Raw genomic sequence first — 22,159 nt, forward strand, 5'->3', positions numbered from 1 at the left:
TGTCGTCCATGAAACGAGCTTTATTTCTTTTTGTTTTAATGGCCTCCATGGCTTGGGGGAGTACTTTCACCTTTACGGCAAAAGTAGACAGGACCACCATCAGCATGAACGACACCTTAACCTTTCAGCTTTCGTTGGAAGGGGGGCGGGTGAACCTCTCCCAACCTCAGTTACCCGATATTCCGGGATTCCGGGCCACTTTTGCTGGACAAAACCAAAAATTCAGTTTCGTTAATGGGCAGGTATCCGGTTCGATTGTTTTTACGTATGCCCTGGCCCCCCAATCGCCGGGGGACCACGTGATCCCGCCCCTCTCAATCGATGTGGCTGGGCAAACGTTGACCACGGAACCCATCGCTATAAAAGTGGTTTCGGGAGCGGCGCCGCCGGGGTCCGCACCTCTTTCGGGAAATGTGCGTCACGAAAGCGCGGCCAACGAGGGACGTGACCTCTTTGTGACCACCACCGTGGACAAGCGGGTGGCCACCGTGGGTGAACAAATCACCTTGCTGTTTCGATTCTACAGCCGTCTGCAACTGATGACCCAACCTCGCTACCAGGCCCCGGAAACCACGGGTTTTTTAATTGAAGACCTCCCCCCGCAACGGCAATATGTGGCCACGGTGGGGGGAAATCAGTATCAAGTGGTGGAACTGGCATCCGCCCTTTTTCCCACCAGTTCGGGAAAGTTTACGGTGGGGCCGGCCTCCTTGGAATGCAATGTTCAAGATTTTCAAGATCCTTTCGGGGGAGGTTTTTTTCAGAACTTTTTTCAACAAGGAAAGGGCGTGGTGTTACGAAGCGATCCGATCGTCCTCACGGTTCTGCCGGTGCCGACGGAAGGGCGGCCGTCTTCTTACCGAGGCGATGTGGGACGATTCGAAATCAACGCCTCCTTTGACAAGAAATCCGCCAAGGTCCACGAACCGGTGACGCTGACCGTCACTGTTTCGGGTGAGGGGAACGTGAAATCCTTGGCCCAACCGAAATTCCCCGCCGCCCATGAGTTTAAAACCTACGAAACCCTGTCCAGCTTGAATATTGAAAAAAAGAACGGGCGTATGCAAGGGTCCAAAGTGTTTACCACTGTCATGAAACCCGAGGTGTCTGGCGATTTGACCTTTCCGTCCCTGACGCTTTCTTTTTTTGATCCCCAGGTGAAAGCGTTTAAAACTGTTCGCTCATCGCCCTTGTCCCTCCGGGTGTCCCCCGCAGATCCTGATCCTCAAGCCGGGGGCGGGATCTCGTTCACGTCCAACGCGGAAGGCGTTCGCGAAATGGGTCGCGACATACGGTTTATTAAAACCCAGGGACCCGTGGCGCCCCAACAACCTCCGCTTTGGGACCGATCGTGGTTCCCGGCACTCCAAACCCTGCCGGGAATCTTCTTTGTTGGTTTGTGGGGCGCCCGGTTGGTGGTCCGGCACGGGAAAACACGCCTGACTCCGTCCGCCGCACGACGGGCATTCAGGTCAATTAATAAGGCTTCTTCCTTGGAATCCCTTCATCGGACCTTTTTGGTTTATTTGGGAGCTAAAGTTCGGACCTCTCCTCAAAGCCTGACGTCCGAATTCCTCCGGCGGGAACTGACCACCAGGGGGTATCGGGACGAATTGATTCGATCGGTGGAAGAACTGTGGACAGCGTTTGATCAAGCGCGTTACACCCCGACTTCGGGTGAAATGGAATCCGTTTGGGCAAACCGCTTGGTCAAACTGATCCAGTCCCTGGAGAAAAACCCATGAGACGGTTTCTGCTCATCATCCCCCTCTTGGCGTTGGGGGGATTCCTCAGGGCGGAGGGAACCTTTGAGCAAGGGAACACGGCTTACCAGGAAGGGAATTACGATGCCGCCCGTGAGGTTTATGAGAATCTCGTGGCCGCAGGCAATGGGGGGTTAGCGCTTTCGTACAACCTGGGGAACACCTATTTTCGATTGGGTCAAATGGGGCTCGCTCGGTTATGGTATGAACGCGCGTTGGAAGCCGCTCCGCGAGATGAGGACACGCGCCACAACCGAAACCTGGTGCGGGAACGGGTGGGGGAAACTGAAACGGAATCCTTTGGTTTGCAAGATCTGACCGGGATTTTGTGGGGCGTGGCCACGGGAATCAATGTGATCTTTTTTACGCTTCTCTGTCTTGGTCTTTTTCGGGATTGGGAATGGGTGTGGTGGGGCCGTTGGGTGGCGGGAATCCTGTTGGCGATTCTCCTCACGGCGGCTGTGTCCGCACAACGGCAGACTTCCATCCCCTACGGCGTGATCCTCACGGCCCGAGCCGAGGCGCGTACGGGGCCCAGTGACCAAGAAAAAGTGGGGTTCATCGCCCCGGAAGGACATCGGGTGGTTCTGCTCGGGTCGTTAAATGATTGGGTTCAGATCGGTGTACCCGCCAAAGGTTTAAAAGGGTGGGTTCCTAAAAATACCGTGGAACCGGTGAACCCCTAAAGGGAAAAGGAATAATCCTTCTTATTCTTCAGCGTCCACTTTGGTGAGGATTTCGCGAACGGAGGGTAGATTTTGGGCGTTAAGCAACACAAGCAAGACGTCGCCCTCTTCTAACGTGGTGTCCCCTGTGGGAATAAAAAATCGTTCGTCGCGATTGATGAGAACAACCAGACTGTCTTTAGGCATCTTCAGCCCCACTAAAGTTTTTCCGGCAACGCCTTTCCCGTAAGGAACGAAAAAATCCACCAGGTCCGTGTCGGACCCGGCCATGGGATCGAACTCCAGGGGGTATCGACGCTTGGCCGCCAGGGGTTCATCCACTTTTAATTTTCGCGCCATCCAGGGGATTGATGTTCCTTGGAGGAGAACCGACGCCAGGACAATGAAGAAAACCAAATGAAAGAGGGTTTGGGCGTTAGGAACCCCGCCCAGGAGGGGAAAAAGGGCCAAAACAATGGGCGCTGCGCCGCGCAGGCCCACCCAGGACACCATCAGCCTTTCCCTTACACTAAATCGAAAGGGCGCCAGTGATAGAAAAACAGCCAGGGGGCGTGCCAGAAAGATTAGGATCGCCGCCAGGAACAGGCCCGGGCCCGCCACCGGGATCAACTGTTTGGGATAGACCAACAATCCGAGCGTTAAGAACATGGCGATCTGCATCAGCCACGCCACCCCGTCTTGGAAGCGTTGAATGGTCCGACGATGGCTGAAGGGGTAACGGGCCATGGTCAACCCCATGGCGTAGGCCGCGAGGAATCCATTTCCCCCAATCGAGGAACAGAGGCCGTAACACAGAAGAACCAGGGCCAGGGTCAGAACAGGGTAGAGACCTTCGAAATCCAGCTTGAGCCGGTTGATCAGAAATAACGCGGCATGGGCAAACCCGAACCCGCAAAGCATTCCCAGAGACATCTGTTTCCCAAAATCCACGATCCATTGGGCCCAGCTGCCCCCATGTCCCTGGAGAAACGACACCATCAAGACAGTCAAAAATACCGCCATGGGATCGTTCGACCCGGATTCCAATTCAAGGAGAGGGCGTAGACGCCCCTTTAAACCGGTTCGCCGAGAACGAAGGATGGCAAAAACACCCGCCGCGTCCGTGGATGAAACCACCGCCCCCAACAAAAACCCTTCCCCCCAAGAAAAGTTCAAAAGATAAACCGCGCCCACGGCCATGAGCCCCGCGGTCAAAAGAACGCCAACGGTGGCGAGGGAAAAACCTTCCCACAAAACCGACCGGGTGGTGGTCCAATCCGTATCCAACCCCCCAGCGAACAGAATGCACACCAGGGCTGCGACACCGACCGTTTTAGCGATTAATGCGTTATCGAAATCAAATCCGCCGGGACCCTCCACCCCAGCCAACATCCCAATGGCAATAAAAACAACGAGGACTGGGATTCCTAACCGATCCACGGTTTTACTTAACACCACGCTCAAGGCAACCAAGAGGGCGCCCCCGGCCAAGAGAGTGTCGAATGTCATTGTCATTTGGACCATTCTACAAATTTGACAAAAAGGATCTGGATTAAAAGTAATTTACCTTTACAATTCTTTGCCTCGTTTCCCTTGCGGGAAAGACGTTCTTGCATTATGCTCTGTGGAGGTAGGCTGAATATAGAACATGTTGAGGAGACTTTATGGCTTCCTTAGAATGGTCCGAAACGTATCGAACGGGTCTCCCGCACGTGGACCTGCAACATCAGGAGATTTTCCGGCTTGTTAATCTTGTCCTTGACCCCTCTAAAGATTCTCCTTCTAAAGAAACAGTGGCCGACGTTTTAAGGTTCCTGATCAATTACGTGGCGGAACATTTTGATGATGAAGAACGTTCGATGCGGGCGTCCCGTTATCCGGGGTATGCGGCCCATCGTGCTCAACACGATGCGTTAACCCACAAAACGAATGAACTGTACAAAGCGTGCCTGGAGAGCGACCAAACCATGGGTGAAGAGTTGGCCCTGTTTATGGGAACCTGGTTGGCCGCCCACATCATTCAAACGGACGGGCCATATGTTCAATGGGTGAAAGCCCACTTAGAGATACAAACCAATCCCGCTTAACCCTCCCCTGCACTCAGAAATTCTCAAACGGGGATATGAATCATTTGAAAGCCTAACCGAAATGTTTCTCAACTCTTTTGAGGACCTCATCGATAGCGATAGTCAACGGATTTAAAAAAAGTTTGTGGAAATTTCCGCCTAGTCCTTTCCTTCGAACCTGGTATAATCAGGAACACAAAAGTCCTATGGCCATCACAGACAAACCCATTTTAGAAATCGCAGAAGGTTTGCGCTCCACCGTTTCGACGCCCTACTATTTAATTGATGAAGGAAGGTTGCTTCGTAATTTAGAGAAGGTTCAGCGGGTGAGGGAACTCTCAGGGGCCAAGTCGGTGTTGGCTTTGAAATGTTTTTCAACCTGGGCTGTGTTTGATCTGATGCGAAACCACATGGACGGGACAACCTCCAGCTCTCTCTATGAGGCCCGTTTGGGTGCTGAAAAGTTCGGAAAAGAAGTTCACGCCTACAGCGTGGCGTGGTCCCCCGAAGAAATTCGGGCCGTTCGGCCCCTTTCCACAAAGATCATCTTTAATTCGCTCTCGCAATTGGAACGATTCCTGCCAGATGTTCAAGGGGTTCCTTTGGGACTGCGCGTGAACCCTGGGGTGAGCCATTCCCATTTTGATTTGGCGGACCCCGCACGGAAATTTTCTCGGTTGGGGGTGGGGGACCTAAACCAGATTCTGCCGGTGGCTTCCGTGCTCTCCGGCCTTATGTTCCATTGCAACTGTGAAAACGATGATTTGGAGAGTTTCTCCCGCCTCCTTGATTCTATCGCGGCCCGTTTCGCACCCCTGTTAGAGAAAATGGAATGGGTGAGTTTAGGGGGAGGAATTTACTTTACGAAAGAAGGCTATCCCCTGGAGGCCTTTGCCGCCAAACTAAAAGCCTTTTCCCAGCGGTTCAATGTTCAGGTTTACCTTGAACCGGGGGAAGCCTCCATCACCCAAACCGGATTTTTGATAACTTCTGTATTAGACGTTATACATAACGGGATGGACGTGGCCATTGTGGACGCCGCGGTGGAAACCCATATGTTGGATTTGTTGATCTACCACACGGATGCTAAAATGGACCCCGCGCCCACCGGGCCTCACCCTTTTATGGTGGCGGGGCGGACCTGTTTGGCGGGGGATGTGTTTGGAACCTACTCTTTCCCCGAAAAGCTGAAAGTGGGAAGTTTGGTGGCGTTTGCGGACGCGTCCGGTTACACGATGGTGAAAAAAAACTGGTTTAACGGGGTGGCCATGCCGAGCATCGTGGTGCGGCGGTTGGATGGCCGTGTGGACGTGGTGAAACGATTTACCTACGACGATTACGTCGGAAACTTGTCTTAGGAGAAAATACTGTGAAAAAAAACGTTTTGATCATTGGGGCGGGTGCGGTCGGCCATGTGGCGGCTCACAAATGCGCGCAACACAACGATGTTTTGGGAGACATCTGCATTGCTTCACGACGCCAGGAAAAGTGTGACCAAATCATCGAGAGCATCCATCGCAAAAAGAACGTGAAAGATTCGTCCAAGCGCATCTATTCACGCCAGATCGATGCCATGGACATCACCGCTACCACCCATCTCATCGAAGAAACTAAATCTGAAATCGTGCTTAACCTGGGTCAGGCTTATGTAAACATGTCGGTTCTCGAAGCCTGCCTGAACGCCCGCGTGACGTATTTAGACACCGCCATTCATGAAGACCCCGCGAAGGTCTGCGAAGACCCGCCCTGGTATGCCAACTATGAATGGAAACGTCGGGACCGGTGCAAAAGGAAGGGCGTGAACGCCATTTTGGGTGTGGGGTTTGATCCCGGCGTGGTCAACGCCTACTGCGCTCTAGCCGTTAAACATCATTTCGATAGTATCGACACCATCGATATCTTGGATGTGAACGCGGGAAGTCATGGGAAATATTTTGCGACCAACTTTGATCCGGAGATTAATTTCCGGGAATTCAAAAAAGTCTGGTCATGGATTAACCGGAAATGGGTCTTGTCCAATGTTCACTCCGACAAATGGATGTTCAACTTTCCAGTGGTGGGGGAACGACCCATTTATTTGACTGGGCACGATGAACTGCATTCCTTATCTAAAAATGTCGACGCCAACTCCATTCGGTTTTGGATGGGGTTTGGGGATCACTACCTGAACGTGTTCAACGTGTTGAAAAATATTGGGATGCTCTCTGAGATCCCTGTCAAAACGGCCGAGGGCGTGGAGGTGGTTCCTTTGAAAGTCTTGAAAGCTGTTTTGCCGGACCCGGCTTCCCTCGCTCCAGGATACACGGGGCATACCTGCATTGGTAATTTGGTGAAGGGGAAGAAAGGGGGGCACTACAAGGAAATGTTTATCTACAACACCTGTGACCATGCCGCCTGCTATAAAGAAGTGGAATCCCAAGCCATTTCCTACACGGCCGGGGTACCGCCCGCGGCCGCGGCAATTCTTGTTGCCAAGGGAATTTGGAACCCCAAAACCATGGTCAACGTGGAGGAACTCAACCCCGATCCGTTCCTGGCCTTATTAGACAAAATGGGGTTGCCTACTGAAATCGAAGACCGAACACCCAAAGTGAAAATAGAGAAAAATGTTTCGGTAAAGAAAAAGGTTATAAAGAAATAGGAGCCCCAAGTGAAAAAGAGATTCTTGTGGGCCATTGTCCTCACGGGAGGGTGCCTGATGAATATTACCTCAGCCAACACGACTAAAAATGAAGTCGCCACTTTTGCCGGCGGCTGTTTTTGGTGTATGGAACCACCGTTTGAGGGAATAAAGGGTGTGCTAAGCGTGACAGCCGGTTACATGGGGGGAACCACCGTTAACCCCACTTACGAACAGGTGTGCACCGGAGAAACGGGGCACGCGGAAGCGGTTCAAGTGACTTTTGACCCCACGGTGGTGACCTATTCCAAACTTTTAGAAATCTTTTGGCGCAATATCGACCCCACCACAGAAAATGCCCAGTTTGCCGATCAAGGAACTCAATATCGAACGGCCGTGTTTTTTCATTCGGAAGAACAGAAACGACTTGCGGAAGTTTCCAAACGTGCGCTGGCCGCCTCGGGAAAATTCACAGGGGAGATCGTGACGGAAATTGTTCCCGCTTCAACCTATTACATGGCGGAAGACGATCATCAAGACTATTTTAAGAAACAACCCTTTCGCTACAAGAACTACAGCGTGGGGTCCGGTCGCGCGGGATTCATTGAAAAGACATGGGGGAAATCCAAATAAATTCCGTGGGATCGTTGCAAATTATTGCTCTGCTGCCCCTGATTTTTTTCGTTGGGATCGCGGTTCGACACTATCGCGCGGGGCGGTGGGGGGACGCGTTGTGGATGTGTCACCTCTCGAATCTTTTGTTAGCGGCCGGGCTCTTTTTCGAAAAACCGTTTCTGGTGTTTATGGCCCTTCCCTGGCTCCTGTTTGGGATCCCCCTCTGGCTGGCGGAAGCGGTTCGTTCCAAACGGCTCGTCTTGTTCTCCATTTTGACCCATTTTGGCGGAGTGGCCATTGGTTTTTACGCCGCGGCAAAAATGGGGGCCGCCCCCGGAAGCTGGTGGGCCTCCTGGTTGTTCGCCCTGGCCGCCCAGGGGGTTTCTCGGGCGTTCACGCGGCCGGAATGGAACGTCAACGTGACTCACCGGGTTTACGACGCTTGGAAGTCTCGGTTTAAAACGTTTCGGTCTTTTTGGCTGTTTTGTATCGGAACAGCGGCACTTATTCTTTGGATTATGGACCACGCGTTCTCGGCGTTATTCGCCCCTCATTGATTATCGTCTAAGTCCGTGCTAGAATCCGCAGGCCGGATCGGAGCCCCTCGTTTAAGGGACTCCGCAGAACCATAAGGAATAGCTTTGCGGGTGCCCCTCATGAAACGGGACTCCGCCTAACCGTAAGGAAATAGCTTTGCGGGTGCCCCTCATGAAACGGGACTCCGCCTAACCGTAAGGAAATAGCTTTGCGGGTGTAGTTCAATGGTAGAACGGCAGCCTTCCAAGCTGCACACGAGGGTTCGATTCCCTTCACCCGCTCCAATTTTGTTTATTCCACTCTGATGAGGGTGATCGGAATCGAAGCCGACCCGAGCGCTGCCCTTGGGCAGATGAAGCGAGGGCGGCCGGCCCCCGGAGGAACCGCCGATAGGCGGTGGGGGAGTGGGGGATTCCCTTCACCCGCTCCAATTTTGTTTATTCCACTCTGATAAGGGTGATCGGAATCGAAGCCGACCCGAGCGCTGCCCTTGGGCAGATGAAGCGAGGGCGGCCGGCCATCAAAGAGCCGACAATCTTTTGATTTGTTTTTATGTGCTGGGGATTTTTCGAAGTTCTTTCTGGACTTCTTTTAACCTTAACGAGACGGCTTCATCGTCTAAATCTTCAGATTCCAGATCCACGAGAGTTTGATTCAATTTACTTCCTGCGCTGAGAAGAATGCATCGCAGGAGTTCAGAATTGATCTTCTGTGGGCTCATTTCTCTTCCCCCTCTTCGCTTCCGAATTGAGTTTTGACGTGACAAAACGAAGCCAGACAGACGTGTCAAATACCCATTCGGTTTTTGATCATCGTGGGTCAGTCTTGGTGTGTTTTATTTAGAAGTTTGACCGATATTATCTATCCCCTGATTTTTTGGGGCCACCTCATTATCGGCATTAATGGATGGAACTTTAATCGGAATGGTTTAGTTATTTCATATAATTGATTATCAACCATTTTAAATATGCCCCGCACTAAGAACAATCCGACTTGTAACCCTCCTCCCCTGTCCGCTTCTTCGCTGTTCTTGGCAGGGGGTCTTTTAGAAAAATCATTTAAAGGGTTTGAGCCCCGAACTCAACAATTCGAAATGGCGGTAGGTGTTGAGCGGGCCCTGGAAGAGGGAAAATCTTTTTTGGTGGAAGCGGGGACCGGTGTTGGGAAATCCTTGGCGTATCTTCTCCCAGCCGCGCTTTGGGCGGTGCGGGAAAACAAACAGGTCTGGGTATCGACCCACACGAAGGCCCTCCAAGAACAACTGCTTAACAAGGATCTCCCAACAGCCCAGTCTCTCCTCAAGCAAGGGGGATTGGATTTACGGTTCGGGCTCATGATGGGCGCAGGAAATTATCTTTGTCTTGATCGTCTTCAGCGCGCGGGCTCATTGTTCGGTGGCGGTCAAGAACAGATTCTTAAATCTCTTTCCGATTGGGCCCAAACGGCGGATACCGCTTTGCGGGCTCGATTGCCCTGCGCCGTTCCAGAACAACTGTGGGAGACCCTTTGTCGAGACCCCGACCTCTGTTTGGCCAAAGGCACACCGTTGGCGGACAAGTGTCTCTATCAGAAAGATCTGGCCCTGGCGAGGAAGTCTCATATGGTTGTGATTAACCACGCGTTGTTTTTTGCCGGGCTTCCATTAAAACCAGCGGATGCCCTCATTTTGGATGAAGCGCACACGCTTGAAGACGCGGCGTCACGCTTTCTGGGATATGAACTCTCCAACTTTTCACTCAAACGCCTTTGGGATGACCTTTTTTCTCCAGAAACTGGCCGTGGATTGGCGCAAAGAATCCTGGCCGGGAATGGCCGCCGTTCCCTTGAGCGGGCCGTCCAAAGAGCTCGGGACAGTTCGGATGAGTTTTTCGTTTTACTTGAACCCTGCATTGGATATTTGCCTGGGGAAGTGCAGAAACGGATTCGGGCCCCGTTAACGATTTCGGGTTCATTGGAGAGTTCCATTACTTCCATTGAAAAAATACTCATTGAAGAACTCTCGGGGGCGGACACGAGTGAGGAAGAAGCGGACCTCCGTTCCCACCTCCAACGTGTTCGAGATGTATTAACTCATTTGCGATCGTTTTCCCAAACGCTTCGAGACGATCACGCCTACTGGGCCGAACAGGGCCTTTCACGCCGAGGACACCGTCTTTCTTTACACGGCGCGCCAGTTCATCTCGCCCCTTTTTTAAAAGATCGCGTTGTCTCCCCTTTTCCCAGGGTGGTGATGACCTCCGCCACGTTATCGGTGGGGGGAACGTTTGATTCGGCTCGGTCCCGTTTCGGATTAGAGAAAGGCGCGGAATCCCTTCTGGATTCCCCGTTTGACTTCAAAAATCACGCCGCTCTTTTTGTTGATCCCGAAACCCCTGATCCCAAAACGGATCCACGGGGACATGAGGCGTTTGTTCTTGAGCGGTGCCGGTCTTTGATTCATGTCGTCCCTGGCGGACTTTTTATTCTGTTTACGAACTGGGCTTTTCTAGGGAAAGCCCACAAGGTCTTAGAACGCCAAGTCGGGACTCGGCCCCTTTTTAAACAAGGGGAAGAACCTCCGTCCCGTCTGTTGGAAAAGTTCAAGAAAGCGGGGAATGGGATTTTGCTGGGAACAGACACGTTTTGGCAAGGGGTGGATGTCCCAGGCTCGGCTCTTTCGTGTGTGGTGATCACAAAACTGCCGTTCTCGCCCCCCACCGCCCCGCTGGAAGAAGCTCGCCAAGAATGGTTAGAAAAACAGGGGCACAACGTCTTCCACGAACACACCATTCCCCGGGCGGTCATCAAGTTTCGTCAGGGTTTCGGACGCTTGATTCGTTCCCATCAGGATACCGGCGCCGTGGTTATTCTTGATCCTCGGGTCAAGACCAAATTTTACGGGCAGGTCTTCTTAAAATCGATCCCGGCCTGTCGCGTTATTAATTCTCTCCAAGAACTGGAGAAGTTTTTTCTAGGAAAACATCCGTAAAATCCGAAAGGGGGATTGTGGGTTGTTCATGGGTTTGTCACGCTTTAATCCTTGAAAGGCAGTAAACCCTCCTGGCGTCTGCTTTTGTGTCGCAAGGGGAACATCTTTTTTGAAGGTTGGATTTCTTCATTGAACGATATCCCGAACTCGATTCCCCCGCGGTCCGCCCAGAATGGAAAACCGTCTGTACGATCGGCGGCCTCCACCCGATCCGCTGTGGACACACGGGCGGATCCATTCCTGAAGGAATGCGCTCAACTCACGGAAGAAGAGGTCCTTTCCCGGCTCTCCACCTCTCTGGGCGGACTGTCTGAAGACGACGCGGCCCTCCGCCTGAAACAAGACGGCCCCAACGCTGTCGCCCCTGAAACACATTTCCAAAAACTGCAACTGGTTCGGCACGCTGTTCTTAATCCCTTGGTGATCCTTCTCGCGGTTTTGGCGGGGATTGAAATGGCCACGGGCGAATATCGGTCGGCCTGGGTGATGTTGGCCATGATTGTGGTCAGTGTTGTTCTTCGGCTCGTTCAGGAAATCCGCGCCGATCACGCGGCGACCAAATTGAAGGAGATGGTTCACATCACGGCCACGGTGTTCCGGGACGGGGTCTCCCTGGAAATTCCTATGGGTGGACTGGTGCGGGGGGACATCGTGCTCCTCTCCGCGGGGGATATGGTGCCCGCGGATGTTCGAATCCTTCGGGCCAAGGATCTCTTTGTTTCACAGGCCCGCCTCACGGGGGAATCCATCCCCCTTGAAAAAATGAGCGCTCCCGAATTGAGAACATTCTCACTCCTTGACGCTCAAAACGTCGGTTTTTGGGGCACCAGTGTCCAGACCGGAACAGGGACCGCCGTGGTTGTGGCCACCGGACCGAATACCACCCTGGGTCGAATGGCCGAACTTCTGGCCGAACCTCACCCCCGAACCAGTTTTGACGCGGGAATCAGCCGGGTCACCTGGCTCATGATTCGCTTTATGTTCTTGATGATTCCTCTGGTTTTTTTTGTTAATGGTTTAACCAAACACGATTGGACCCAGGCCTTCTTTTTTTCCATGGCTGTTGCCGTGGGATTGACCCCTGAAATGTTTCCAATGATTGTAACAGTGTGCTTATCAAAAGGGGCCCTTTCCCTTTCAAAGAAAAAAGTCGTGGTAAAACGACTGAACGCCATTCAGAATTTCGGGGCCATGGACATCCTGTGCTCCGACAAAACGGGAACCCTTACCCTGGATCAGGTCGTCTTGGAACGCCATTGTGACGTGTCGGGTGAAGAGAACCCTCACGTTTTGGAGATGGCCTATTTGAACAGTTATTTCCAAACGGGTCTGAAAAACGTTTTGGACCGAGCCATCCTGAATCACCAGGAAATCCAGGTTAAGGTCAATTTTTCCATTTACAAAAAAATGGACGAAATCCCCTTTACGTTTACACGCAAAGCCATGTCGGTTGTTCTTCTTTTCCCGGACGGCGATCGCCGCATTGTGTGCAAAGGGGCCCCGGAAGAGGTTTTCAAGCGATGCACGCAATTCGAACTGGATGGGGAAGTGTTCCCCATTGAAACCGCCCTTCTTCAAGATTTGAAAGAAGAATACGAACGGTTGAGCTCCGACGGGTTTCGGGTGCTGGCCCTGGCCACAAAAACTGTAGAAGAACGGGAAACCTATTCGATTGCTGACGAAGCGGAAATGACGTTGATCGGGTATGTGGCTTTTTTGGACCCACCCAAGGAATCCGCCACAGCGGCCATTAAGGCGTTGGGGGACCTCGGGGTCACCGTTAAAGTTTTGACGGGTGACAATGAATTGGTGGGGGGAAAGATTTGCCGCGAGGTGGGTATCCCGCCAGGTCAAGTTCTCCTGGGGTCTGACGTCGAAGTTTTAGACGACCCCGCCCTGGCGTTACGGGTGGAAAAAACCACCCTTTTTGCCCGGCTGTCGCCTCAAGACAAACGACGGGTGGTCCTGGCCCTGCGGTCCAATGGGCATGTGGTGGGCCATTTGGGAGATGGCATCAACGACGCCCTGGCCTTAAGGGCCTCGGACATCGGGATCTCCGTGGACATGGCTGTCGATGTGGCGAAAGAGTCCGCGGATTTGATCCTGATGGAAAAAGATTTGATGGTCTTGGCGGAGGGAGTCAAAGAAGGTCGGCGGGTGTTCTCGAACATCGTGAAATACGTTCGCATGGGAGCCAGTTCGAATTTCGGAAATATGTTCAGTGTCATTGGGGCCAGCGCTTTTCTCCCGTTTCTTCCTATGGCCCCGATTCAGATTCTCGTGAATAACCTTCTTTATGACATGTCCCAAATTGCCATTCCAACGGACACCGTGGATGAGGAACAAATCGCGCGCCCCCGGGCCTGGTCCATGGGAGAACTGACGCGCTTTATTTTATTTTTTGGGCCGATCAGCTCCCTGTTCGACTACGCCCTGTTTTTTATCCTGCTCTTTGTTTTCAAGTGTTGGGACCCCTCCCGCGCTTCTCTCTTCCAAACGGGTTGGTTCGTTGAATCCCTCCTGACCCAAACACTGGTGATTCACATTATTCGCACTCGACGGATCCCCTTTATTCAGAGCCGGGCCAGTTGGCCCCTCCTCCTCACCACCTGCCTGGTCATTGCTTTTGGTGTTTGGTTACCCTACTCGTCCATTGCGTCTTCATTGGGTATGACAGAATTACCCCCTCTGTATTGGGTCTTTCTGGGTGTCCTCTTGTTGGGGTATCTCACCCTCACCCAATGGGTCAAAAAATATCTTTTCAAACGGACTTGGTCGTGAAACGATTCGTCGGATTGATCGCGGGGGTCATCCTTTTTTTATTCGCGTTGCTAACCTTACACCGGGAATTGACGGGGCACTCTTTTTTTACGGTTGTGAGATATTTGGAATCGATGCCCACAAGGGTCGTGCTTCTCTCCTTCGGTTTGGTCCTCTTTAGTTACGCGACCCTAACGCTTTATGACCTATTGGCCCTGCGATTCATTGGAAAAACCCTCCCCTATCGAAAGACGGTTTTTACTTCTTTCGTTTCCTACGCGGTCAGTAACACGGTAGGATTCTCGTTTCTCAGCGGAGCGGCCCTTCGTTTACGGTTATACGGTTCCTGGGGACTTTCCGCCTTAGACATTGCCCAGGTCACTCTGTTCAACGCCACCACGCTAGGGGTGGGGCTCGCCCTTGGAGCGGGGGTGGCCCTCCTGGCTGTTCCTCCCATGGCGTTCCTTTCCCCTGGGGGATGGCGCGGGCTGGGGGGGATTCTTCTTTTGGGCGTCTCCGGGTACATCAGCTGGTGTACTCTCTACCGACGAACATGGCGGTGGCGCGAATGGGAGATTTCTCCACCCTCAGGTTTGATGGCCGGAGCCCAAGTGGGGGTCTCCCTCTTGGATTGGACCTTCTCCGGTTTAGCCCTCTATGTTCTCTTGCCCCAAGACACGGTTTCCCCTGTGTCTTTCTTGGGGATCTTTATGGTCGCCCAAGTGGCCGGGCTCGTCAGTCATGTCCCCGGCGGGGTGGGTGTGTTTGAAACGGTGTTTCTTATTTCTTTACGGGGGTCACTCTCCGGAGGGCGTCTGGCCGCCGCTCTTTTAGCCTACCGTGGACTTTATTATGTCATCCCTTTTCTGACGGCCATCGGACTCTTATCTCTTCATGAGATCCGGGAGCGCCGGGAAACCTTTCGGAAAGTGGCCGGGGCAACGGGGAAATGGGTGGGCTCCCTGACGCCCTCCGTTCTTTCCCTTTTGGTGTTCACGGCAGGCCTTGTTTTGCTCCTGTCGGGTGCCACGCCACCCCAAGGCACCCGCCTGGCGTGGCTCGGGCACCTGGTTCCGTTGCCTTTCATTGAGGTGTCCCATTTCATGGGGAGTCTGGTGGGGACAGGCCTCCTTCTTTTGGCGTGGGGGCTCCAACGACGTTTGGATTCGGCCCGGCTTGTTACAGGAGTTTTCGTTGCGGTGGGTGCAGCGACGGCGCTCTTGAAAGGCGGCGATTATGAAGAAGCGATCTTTCTTGTTTTTATATTTATTCTTTTAATTCCCTTAAAATCCGCCTTTTATCGACGATCACGATTCACCAGTGAACCCCTCTCCCCCGGATGGATGGCCGCGGTGGCTCTGGCCTTGATCGGCACCGTGTGGCTTGGATTTTTCGCTCACCGACACCAGGAGTATTCAAACGATTTGTGGTGGAAGTTTGAACTGGCCCGGGACGCCCCACGGTTTCTGCGAGGGCTGGTCGCCATGGGGGGAGGACTGGCCCTCTTTGGATTCGCTCGTCTTCTCCGCACGGTGCCACCGGACCCCGCGCTGCCCTCCCTCACAGAGCTCGATCGCGCGGCAGCCCTCGCGGCCGCGTCGCCCCACACCCTGGCGTGGCTGGCGTTAATGGGGGACAAGGAACTTCTCTTCAGCGAATCAGGGAAATCGTTTCTCATGTTTGCGGTGGAAGGGAACACCTGGGTATCCATGGGTGACCCGATTGGGGATGAAGGCGAATGGGCCGATTTGGCTTGGGCGTTTAAAGACCTGGCGGACCGCCATGGCGGGCGGGCGGTGTTTTATGAAGTCAAACCCGACATGTTGCCTTTATACCTTGATTTGGGTCTTCAATTATTGAAAATGGGAGAAGAAGCTCGGGTGCCCCTTGACACTTTTTCACTGGAAGGGCCTGAAAACAAAGAATTCCGCTACACCGTGCGTAAAATGGAAAAAGAAGGGTTGTCCTTTCGGGTCTGTCCCGCCCAGGATGTTCCAAAATACCTCCACGACCTGAAATCAATCTCCAATCAATGGTTGAAAGAAAAGAATACCCGTGAAAAAGGATTTTCTTTAGGATCCTTTAAAGAAGATTTTTTGGTTCGGTTTCCCCTGGCCCTCGCCGAAAAGAACGGTAAAATTGTGGCCTTTTCCAATCTATGGCCGGGGGGGGCGAAAATGGAATTATCCGGAGACCTCATGCGGCACGGCGTGGACGCGCCACGGGGAGTTATGGATTATCTTTTCATTCAAATGATGTTGTGGGGCAAGGCTGAGGGCTATCGGTGGTTCAACTTGGGCATGGCCCCTTTCTCAGGTTTTGAAACCAGACCCCTGGCCCCCCTTTGGCAAAAACTGGGTGGTGTGCTCTTTCACCAGGGGGAGTATTTCTACAATTTCCAGGGGCTACGTCAATACAAAGAGAAATTTCATCCTGTCTGGGGACCCAAATACTTGGCCTCCCCTGGAGGACTGGCCTTACCGGGAATTTTAACAAACGTGGCGTCCCTGATCTCGGGGGGAATTCGAGGGATACTAACCAAATAATCTCCGGGACAAAGGAGCGTTTTCGGCGGCTTCATTTTATAGGGGATCAAGACACCATCGTGGCCATTTCCGGTTCGGAGGGGGGGCCCGAACGGGGCCGTTCTAGGGGGATGTCGAAACGAACGAGGGTTCCCTCTCCGGGTTGACTTTGAATGTTAATCCGTCCACCGTGGGCCTCGATGGCCAGTTTGCAGAAATAGAGTCCCAAACCCCACCCCGGGGGGGGGACAGCGCTTTTTCTCCGAACCCGAAAATATCGCTCAAAAAGGCCGCCCATTTGGTCCGGGGGGATTCCGTATCCCGTATCGTGGACAGTCACAACCAGACGCTCCCCCGCGGTTGTGGCCTGGACGTCCAACCGGCCCCCGGCCTCGGTGGCTTTAAGCGCATTCCGCAGGAGATTCATCATCACCCGTTTTAAAAGTCCCTCATCCGCGGAAACCATCCCCACCTCCGGGGTATGGGACACATTGAGTGGAATCTTTTTTCGCGCGGCACTCGCCGATATTTCCTCGGCGCAAGACCGCAACAGTTCGGGCATATGGACGGTTCTTTTTTCGACAAAGATTTGTTTTCCTTCCAGTCGATCGGCTTCCATTAATTGCGTCATCAACTCCACATCTTCACGGCAACTCCGAAGAGCGGCACGGATCCATTTCCCCCGTTCCGGATCGTCCGGGTGTTCGTTGAGGTACGTTAATGTGCCCATCACCACGGTCAACGGCGTTTTCATGTCGTGGAGCAAGAGGGCCGTCAGGTCTTTTCGCTCTTCTTCCAAACGATTTAACCGGGAACGGGCCTGTCCAATCACGCGGACATAAAAAAGGATCAACAACCCCACCGCCCCCTCCGTAACCAACTGAATCGGTGTTTTGGGCCATCGACCGTGTTCAATGTAATCGGTGAGGAACGGCAAGAACACCAACCCGTATCCCGTTAATTCAATCCCAAGCAATCGACGACTGACGGATAGGTTTCCCATACATCCTCCTTACCTTGTTGGCAAAGTTACCCACAAGAGGGTCATCGTTTCTACGTATGGGTGGATGGTTTGTTCATCGTGTCCAGAATCTTTCCATCAACTTTGGAGCCCTTGAACCGTATGGAGAGGTGAACAATGTCGTGAGAATCTTATGGAAAAAGGTGGATTTGGAAGGTGACGCCTAATGCTAAAATCATGGGATGCCACGATTGACGGATGGCCCGTATATCCGATGGTAAACCAAGAAGACCGGAGGGATTCCCAGCCCTCCGAGGGGGTGGATTTTGCCTCCTTGATTTATCAGGAAGGGGACCGAATATATAACTTCGCCTATCGATTGGCAGGCAATTCGTCTGACGCGTCCGATTTGGTTCAAGAGGCTTTCTCCCGGGCTTTTTCCGCTCGCCACCGATACGTGCCTGGCAAGTCGTTTGCCACCTGGGTGATGAGCATTCTCCACAACATATTCATCGATGGGATTCGGCGTTATGATAAAAAGCATGTGGTGTCCATGGATGCGCCCCTTTCTGATCAGGAGAGAGGGGGCTGGGCGGATGTGTTACCAGGACGGGATCCGGACCCCCTCGAATCCATCGCACGAAAAGAAGATGGGGATTTGGTTCAAGACGCGCTTAATGACTTGTCCCCTGACCATCGGGTGGTGGTCGTGATGTGCGACGTGGAGCACATGACGTATGAAGAGATCGCGGGGGTGGTCGGGTGTCCGGTGGGCACCGTTCGATCGCGACTGCACCAGGGGCGGCTTCTCTTAAAAAAGACTTTTGAGGGTTTAAGGGGGAATGGGATATGACTCATGAACATGTTGCGTCTGATGTTTTGTCCGCGTGGGTGGATGGGGAGGTCTCGGAAGAGGAGGCCCATCATGTAAGGACCCATGTGGTCCACTGTGCCGATTGCCAGGCCACCCTTTCCGATTTTAAAAACGTTAAATCCTTCGTTCTGTCCGCACAAAGACGTCCCCTTCCAGAAGCACTGCGGAGAACCCTGGAGACACACGACACCCCCGTCCCAGGAGTAAGACGGTGGGGGGCGTTCTTGTTTCGCCCGTCCGTGTGGGCCCCCGCGAGCGCCATTGCCGCGGCGGCGTTGGCCTTTTTCTTGATCCGGACCCCACAGGAATCCATGGTGGAAACCCTCCCCCTAGAGGTTTTGATGGCTTCCCACGCGCGATACCAAAGTGAAGGACGGGTGCCCCGGGCGGACCTCTACCAGACACAGTTCACGGCCCATGTGGCGGGGGAAATCGTTGACGAATAAAGGGCTGGGTGTTTTTATCGTTCTGTTGGTGTCTTTAACTCACGCTGGGGATCGACCGTCCCCAGAGGAGTTATTGGATATGATTTTTACGCCTCCCCGAGTAACCTATCGGGCGACGGCGCTCACCACCCTTTGGCGTGACGGGAGAGGGATCACTGAGGAAGTTCGTGTGTATTATCGCCCCTCAGGCGAAATGCGTCGTGAATTTATAGGAAACGATGGGAAAATAGTCCGCGTGGTCGTGTCGGACGGAAAAAAAGAAGTGACGTCCGTTGAGGGGAGGAGACAGCGGCTTCAAGGTCGTGCCCCAAAAACTCTGCCGCGCGCCATGTCGGCACAGAGTGAACGGGCCCTCCTTTTGGATAATTATCATCTTGCCCGGTCCTCCGACCAACGGGTCGCCGGCCACCTGGGGTGGGGGATTACGTTAACCCCCGTTTCTTCAGGAAAACCTCACCAACTCTATGTGGTGGACGGCCCTTCCGGTGTTCTGATACGGGTGAGACGTTTTCTGCCTGGGGAAGATTTGGCGGTCCAAACCGTGCTGTTGGATTTAGAAACAAATGTGATCTTGCCAGAAAACTTGTTCCTTCTCTCTGCAGACGAATTTACTCTTGACCACGGGCTTGACCCCAATTTCACTCAAACGCTGGGAGCTTCAACCGAAACGAAGCCCCCCGTCTCCCTGGGAGAAGGATTCGTCTTGGATAGCATGGATTCCTTTGATATTGGGCAAGACAATGTTCATGTGGAAAGATACACAGACGGGCTTGCTGTCCTGTCCCTTTATAAAACATCCCATCCCATGGAGTGGGAAGACCCCTCCGCCCCCACAAGCCCTCTGAAGTCCATCCACTGGGTGAATCAGGGGACCTGTTTTACGCTTGTGGGAGACCTGTCCGCTCAGGCCCTCGAGCAGATTTCCCTTTTGTATCGGAACACCCCTTAAGCTCTTTTTTTATTTGAACTTTTCTGGCCCTATAACGTAAAAGGGGGGAAGGCAAAAGTAAAAAAAGGAGATTCACCATGAATCGAGTTTTAACTTCCACACTAGCGCTCGTCTTTTTGTCAGGAGCTGTTTTTGCCGCGGATGTTGTGCCTGGAACCTCCACCCAAAAAAAGATGATGAATCCGGATGAAGTGACCACTACGACAACGCCAAAAACGTCCCCACCTATTAAAAGTCAGTCCAAACATAAAAAAGTTAAACACCACAAAAAGGTTATCAAAACGAAAACCGAAGATAAGGGGATGACCACACCCATGAATTAAGCTGAAACTTTCAGTTGGACGCGAGGACCGAGACGTAAAAAACCGACTTTTGCGTCGAATCACGTGGTCCAACTGGTTAAAGCAGCCTTTAGGTGTCGCGGCCAGGAGATCGCTGAACTCAATCAGCCCTCCTGGCCGCTTTTTTAAATTTACCCAGAATCACATCGGAAATTGAACGGACAAAGAAGGATATAGTTATATAATGATTCGCGGGATCCGTTTTCTTTGGAGCTGAACCTTCACCCTCTATCCTTACCTATGGCCATCCAACTGAGTTGTCAAAACCTTTCTAAAACCTACGGCGCGCGGCCTCTTTTTGAGGGACTTTCCTTCGGTCTCTTTGAGGGAGAACGGACCGGATTGATTGGGCCGAACGGGGCAGGAAAGTCGACCCTATTAAAAATATTAGCGGGACGCGAATCGCCGGATGGGGGGGAATTGGCCCTTCGCCGTGGTTTAAACATTCGTTACCTGGCCCAACAGGACCGCTTTGAAGATGAAGAAAACGGATTGACCGCCTATGAAGAGCTCACCCAGGCCTTGCAAGGGTTAGGTCTTGAGGATTATGAGATTATGATTCGCGTGGAAGACGGATTGGCTTCTTCCGGTTTGGATGGGGATCAGCGGGTCGATCGGTTATCTGGAGGGTGGCGGAAACGGTTGGCCATTTTAGCCCAGGTCCTTTGTGAACCCGACCTGTTGCTTTTGGACGAACCCACGAACCATTTAGACCTAGAAGGGGTGCTCTGGCTGGAACGGTTAATGACCGAGGTCCGGTTCTCTTTCTTGGTGATTACCCACGATCGGCGGTTTCTGGAATCCGTGTGCAACCGGGTGATTGAACTAAACAAGCGCTACGCGGATGGCCATTTCAGTAGCGTTGGGAATTACAGTGATTTCATTGAAAGCCGTGAAGCACTTTTTGACGCCCAGGCGGCCCAGGAAGACTCGGCACGAAACATTGTGCGACGAGAAGTGGCCTGGCTGCGGAAAGGGCCAAAGGCACGGACCACGAAACAGAAAGCCCGAATCGATCGTGCTGGGGAACTCATTGAAGGCTTGAATGAGTTGAAATTCCGAAACGCCCAAGTTCGTTCCGCCGCGATTGATTTCTCCAGCAGTGAACGGCAAACCAAGCGTTTGGCCGAATTCGTTCAGGTGGAAAAGAGCATGGGGAATCGAAAATTGTTCGGGCCCCTGGATCTCTTTTTAAGCCCGGGGGACAAAGTGGGCTTGTTGGGGGGAAATGGGAGCGGAAAAAGCACCCTGCTCAAGGTTTTGGCGGGCCACTTGGAACCCGATGCTGGACAGATCAAACGGGCCGATGGGTTAAAAGTTGTCACGTTTGACCAACACCGGGAACAACTGGATCTTTCTCTCCCGCTTCGGAAAGCGCTTTGTGAGAGTGGCGAACATGTTTATTACAAAGGGAATCCGGTTCATGTGGCCGGATGGGCAGACCGATTCTTGTTTGGGAAAGAACAGCTGGATGTGCCCCTTTCACGGCTCTCTGGGGGAGAACAGGCACGGGTCTTGATCGCACGGCTGATGCTCAAACCCGCGGACATTCTCCTCCTGGATGAACCCACCAACGATTTGGACATCCATTCCCTGGAAGTATTGGAGAATAGTTTGATGGAGTTTTCCGGGGCGCTGGTGTTGGTCACCCACGACCGTTACCTCCTGGATCGAGTCTGTCAACGCATTTTGGCTTTGGACGGCCGGGGGAACGCCAACTTTTTCGCCGATCTGTCCCAATGGGAAGATCTCCGGGGTGACCACGAGGAGCCCCAGGTCGAACCACCACCCCCACCGGCCAAACTGCAGACACCGAAGCTAGGACTGACCCCACAGGAATCCAAAGAACTGAAAAAAATTGAAGGGAAACTCCATGAGACTGAAGAAAAGGGACGAGAGGCGCGGCTGGCCCTGGAGGACCCTTCGATAGCGGACAATGCCGAAGCTTTGATGGAGAGGCAACAACGATTGGCCGATTTGGAAATCGAAACGGAAAGTTTATTCAAACGATGGTCCGAACTTGAAGAACGTAGAAAGATTAATTGAGAATAATCCGATTAAGAGGATGT

General features: G+C 52.8%; 18 protein-coding genes and 1 tRNA gene. 16 read left to right on the top strand and 3 right to left on the bottom strand.

The genetic code is table 11. The features are described from left to right. The first annotated feature begins 8 nt into the window (after positions 1 to 8). Entirely contained in the window at positions 9 to 1,745 is a 1,737-nt protein-coding gene (locus JNK54_08030) for a protein BatD (protein ID MBL8024209.1), read from the top strand. Then, positions 1,742 to 2,449 (top strand): tetratricopeptide repeat protein, encoded by a 708-nt coding sequence (locus tag JNK54_08035; protein MBL8024210.1) that lies wholly within the window; start codon positions 1,742 to 1,744, stop codon positions 2,447 to 2,449. Before JNK54_08030 ends, JNK54_08035 begins: the two co-directional genes overlap by 4 nt. 21 nt (positions 2,450 to 2,470) lie before the next feature. On the opposite strand, the gene JNK54_08040 is transcribed toward JNK54_08035, so the two are convergent. Then, entirely contained in the window at positions 2,471 to 3,937 is a 1,467-nt protein-coding gene (locus JNK54_08040; protein ID MBL8024211.1) for a potassium/proton antiporter, read from the bottom strand. Positions 3,938 to 4,092: 155 nt separating this feature from the next. Here JNK54_08040 and JNK54_08045 point away from each other — a divergent pair, with 155 nt between their 5' ends. From JNK54_08045 to JNK54_08070, 6 genes are all read left to right on the top strand, one after another. Continuing rightward, positions 4,093 to 4,515, top strand: a complete 423-nt coding sequence (locus JNK54_08045) for a hemerythrin family protein (GenBank protein MBL8024212.1) — start codon at positions 4,093 to 4,095, stop codon at positions 4,513 to 4,515. Between the two features lie 185 nt (positions 4,516 to 4,700). Then, positions 4,701 to 5,852 carry a carboxynorspermidine decarboxylase gene (gene nspC, locus JNK54_08050; protein MBL8024213.1) on the top strand — a complete coding sequence of 384 codons (1,152 nt, stop codon included), beginning with the start codon at positions 4,701 to 4,703 and terminating at the stop codon, positions 5,850 to 5,852. Positions 5,853 to 5,863: 11 nt separating this feature from the next. Then, positions 5,864 to 7,135 carry a saccharopine dehydrogenase family protein gene (locus JNK54_08055; protein ID MBL8024214.1) on the top strand — a complete coding sequence of 424 codons (1,272 nt, stop codon included), beginning with the start codon at positions 5,864 to 5,866 and terminating at the stop codon, positions 7,133 to 7,135. Between the two features lie 57 nt (positions 7,136 to 7,192). Continuing rightward, complete coding sequence (gene msrA / locus JNK54_08060; protein ID MBL8024215.1) at positions 7,193 to 7,747, top strand: peptide-methionine (S)-S-oxide reductase MsrA; 555 nt, start codon at positions 7,193 to 7,195, stop codon at positions 7,745 to 7,747. Between the two features lie 5 nt (positions 7,748 to 7,752). Then, a complete protein-coding gene (locus tag JNK54_08065; GenBank protein MBL8024216.1) occupies positions 7,753 to 8,286 on the top strand; it encodes a hypothetical protein in 534 nt (177 codons plus the stop codon). 190 nt (positions 8,287 to 8,476) lie between these two features. Then, a tRNA-Gly gene (locus JNK54_08070) sits at positions 8,477 to 8,550 on the top strand. Positions 8,551 to 8,816: 266 nt separating this feature from the next. On the opposite strand, the gene JNK54_08075 is transcribed toward JNK54_08070, so the two are convergent. Continuing rightward, positions 8,817 to 8,987 carry a hypothetical protein gene (locus JNK54_08075; protein ID MBL8024217.1) on the bottom strand — a complete coding sequence of 57 codons (171 nt, stop codon included), beginning with the start codon at positions 8,985 to 8,987 and terminating at the stop codon, positions 8,817 to 8,819. A gap of 246 nt (positions 8,988 to 9,233) precedes the next feature. Here JNK54_08075 and JNK54_08080 point away from each other — a divergent pair, with 246 nt between their 5' ends. The 3 genes from JNK54_08080 (at position 9,234) to mprF (ending at position 16,540) form a co-directional block, all read left to right on the top strand. Continuing rightward, positions 9,234 to 11,234 (top strand): ATP-dependent DNA helicase, encoded by a 2,001-nt coding sequence (locus tag JNK54_08080; protein MBL8024218.1) that lies wholly within the window; start codon positions 9,234 to 9,236, stop codon positions 11,232 to 11,234. Between the two features lie 138 nt (positions 11,235 to 11,372). After that, the gene (mgtA, locus tag JNK54_08085) at positions 11,373 to 14,015 is read left to right on the top strand and encodes a magnesium-translocating P-type ATPase (protein ID MBL8024219.1); all 2,643 of its coding nucleotides are present in this window, start codon (positions 11,373 to 11,375) and stop codon (positions 14,013 to 14,015) included. Beyond that, a complete protein-coding gene (gene mprF, locus JNK54_08090) occupies positions 14,012 to 16,540 on the top strand; it encodes a bifunctional lysylphosphatidylglycerol flippase/synthetase MprF (GenBank protein MBL8024220.1) in 2,529 nt (842 codons plus the stop codon). Before mgtA ends, mprF begins: the two co-directional genes overlap by 4 nt. 46 nt (positions 16,541 to 16,586) lie before the next feature. Here mprF and JNK54_08095 read toward each other — a convergent pair whose 3' ends face one another. Continuing rightward, positions 16,587 to 17,522 (bottom strand): HAMP domain-containing histidine kinase, encoded by a 936-nt coding sequence (locus tag JNK54_08095; protein MBL8024221.1) that lies wholly within the window; start codon positions 17,520 to 17,522, stop codon positions 16,587 to 16,589. A gap of 184 nt (positions 17,523 to 17,706) precedes the next feature. Here JNK54_08095 and JNK54_08100 point away from each other — a divergent pair, with 184 nt between their 5' ends. The 5 genes from JNK54_08100 (at position 17,707) to JNK54_08120 (ending at position 22,136) form a co-directional block, all read left to right on the top strand. Beyond that, a complete protein-coding gene (locus JNK54_08100) occupies positions 17,707 to 18,333 on the top strand; it encodes a sigma-70 family RNA polymerase sigma factor (protein ID MBL8024222.1) in 627 nt (208 codons plus the stop codon). Beyond that, positions 18,330 to 18,800 carry a zf-HC2 domain-containing protein gene (locus JNK54_08105; GenBank protein MBL8024223.1) on the top strand — a complete coding sequence of 157 codons (471 nt, stop codon included), beginning with the start codon at positions 18,330 to 18,332 and terminating at the stop codon, positions 18,798 to 18,800. The genes JNK54_08100 and JNK54_08105 overlap by 4 nt, the downstream gene beginning before the upstream one ends. Beyond that, on the top strand, positions 18,790 to 19,749 hold the full coding sequence (locus tag JNK54_08110) for a hypothetical protein (protein ID MBL8024224.1): 960 nt from the start codon (positions 18,790 to 18,792) through the stop codon (positions 19,747 to 19,749). The genes JNK54_08105 and JNK54_08110 overlap by 11 nt, the downstream gene beginning before the upstream one ends. 77 nt (positions 19,750 to 19,826) lie before the next feature. Then, positions 19,827 to 20,072, top strand: a complete 246-nt coding sequence (locus tag JNK54_08115; GenBank protein MBL8024225.1) for a hypothetical protein — start codon at positions 19,827 to 19,829, stop codon at positions 20,070 to 20,072. A 258-nt stretch (positions 20,073 to 20,330) separates the two neighbouring features. After that, positions 20,331 to 22,136, top strand: a complete 1,806-nt coding sequence (locus JNK54_08120; protein ID MBL8024226.1) for an ABC-F family ATP-binding cassette domain-containing protein — start codon at positions 20,331 to 20,333, stop codon at positions 22,134 to 22,136. Positions 22,137 to 22,159: the final 23 nt, after the last annotated feature.

This window comes from Elusimicrobiota bacterium (assembly GCA_016788905.1).
In the GTDB taxonomy this organism is placed as follows: Bacteria; Elusimicrobiota; Elusimicrobia; order FEN-1173; family FEN-1173; genus JADKHR01.

Coding starts and splice junctions, on each gene's coding strand:
- JNK54_08030 (MBL8024209.1), top strand. CDS start 9: ATGAAACGAGCTTTATTTCTTTTTGTTTTAATGGCCTCCATGGCTTGG.
- JNK54_08035 (MBL8024210.1), top strand. CDS start 1,742: ATGAGACGGTTTCTGCTCATCATCCCCCTCTTGGCGTTGGGGGGATTC.
- JNK54_08040 (MBL8024211.1), bottom strand. CDS start 3,937: ATGACATTCGACACTCTCTTGGCCGGGGGCGCCCTCTTGGTTGCCTTG.
- JNK54_08045 (MBL8024212.1), top strand. CDS start 4,093: ATGGCTTCCTTAGAATGGTCCGAAACGTATCGAACGGGTCTCCCGCAC.
- nspC (MBL8024213.1), top strand. CDS start 4,701: ATGGCCATCACAGACAAACCCATTTTAGAAATCGCAGAAGGTTTGCGC.
- msrA (MBL8024215.1), top strand. CDS start 7,193: ATGAATATTACCTCAGCCAACACGACTAAAAATGAAGTCGCCACTTTT.
- JNK54_08075 (MBL8024217.1), bottom strand. CDS start 8,987: ATGAGCCCACAGAAGATCAATTCTGAACTCCTGCGATGCATTCTTCTC.
- JNK54_08080 (MBL8024218.1), top strand. CDS start 9,234: ATGCCCCGCACTAAGAACAATCCGACTTGTAACCCTCCTCCCCTGTCC.
- JNK54_08095 (MBL8024221.1), bottom strand. CDS start 17,522: ATGGGAAACCTATCCGTCAGTCGTCGATTGCTTGGGATTGAATTAACG.
- JNK54_08100 (MBL8024222.1), top strand. CDS start 17,707: ATGCTAAAATCATGGGATGCCACGATTGACGGATGGCCCGTATATCCG.
- JNK54_08105 (MBL8024223.1), top strand. CDS start 18,330: ATGACTCATGAACATGTTGCGTCTGATGTTTTGTCCGCGTGGGTGGAT.
- JNK54_08115 (MBL8024225.1), top strand. CDS start 19,827: ATGAATCGAGTTTTAACTTCCACACTAGCGCTCGTCTTTTTGTCAGGA.
- JNK54_08120 (MBL8024226.1), top strand. CDS start 20,331: ATGGCCATCCAACTGAGTTGTCAAAACCTTTCTAAAACCTACGGCGCG.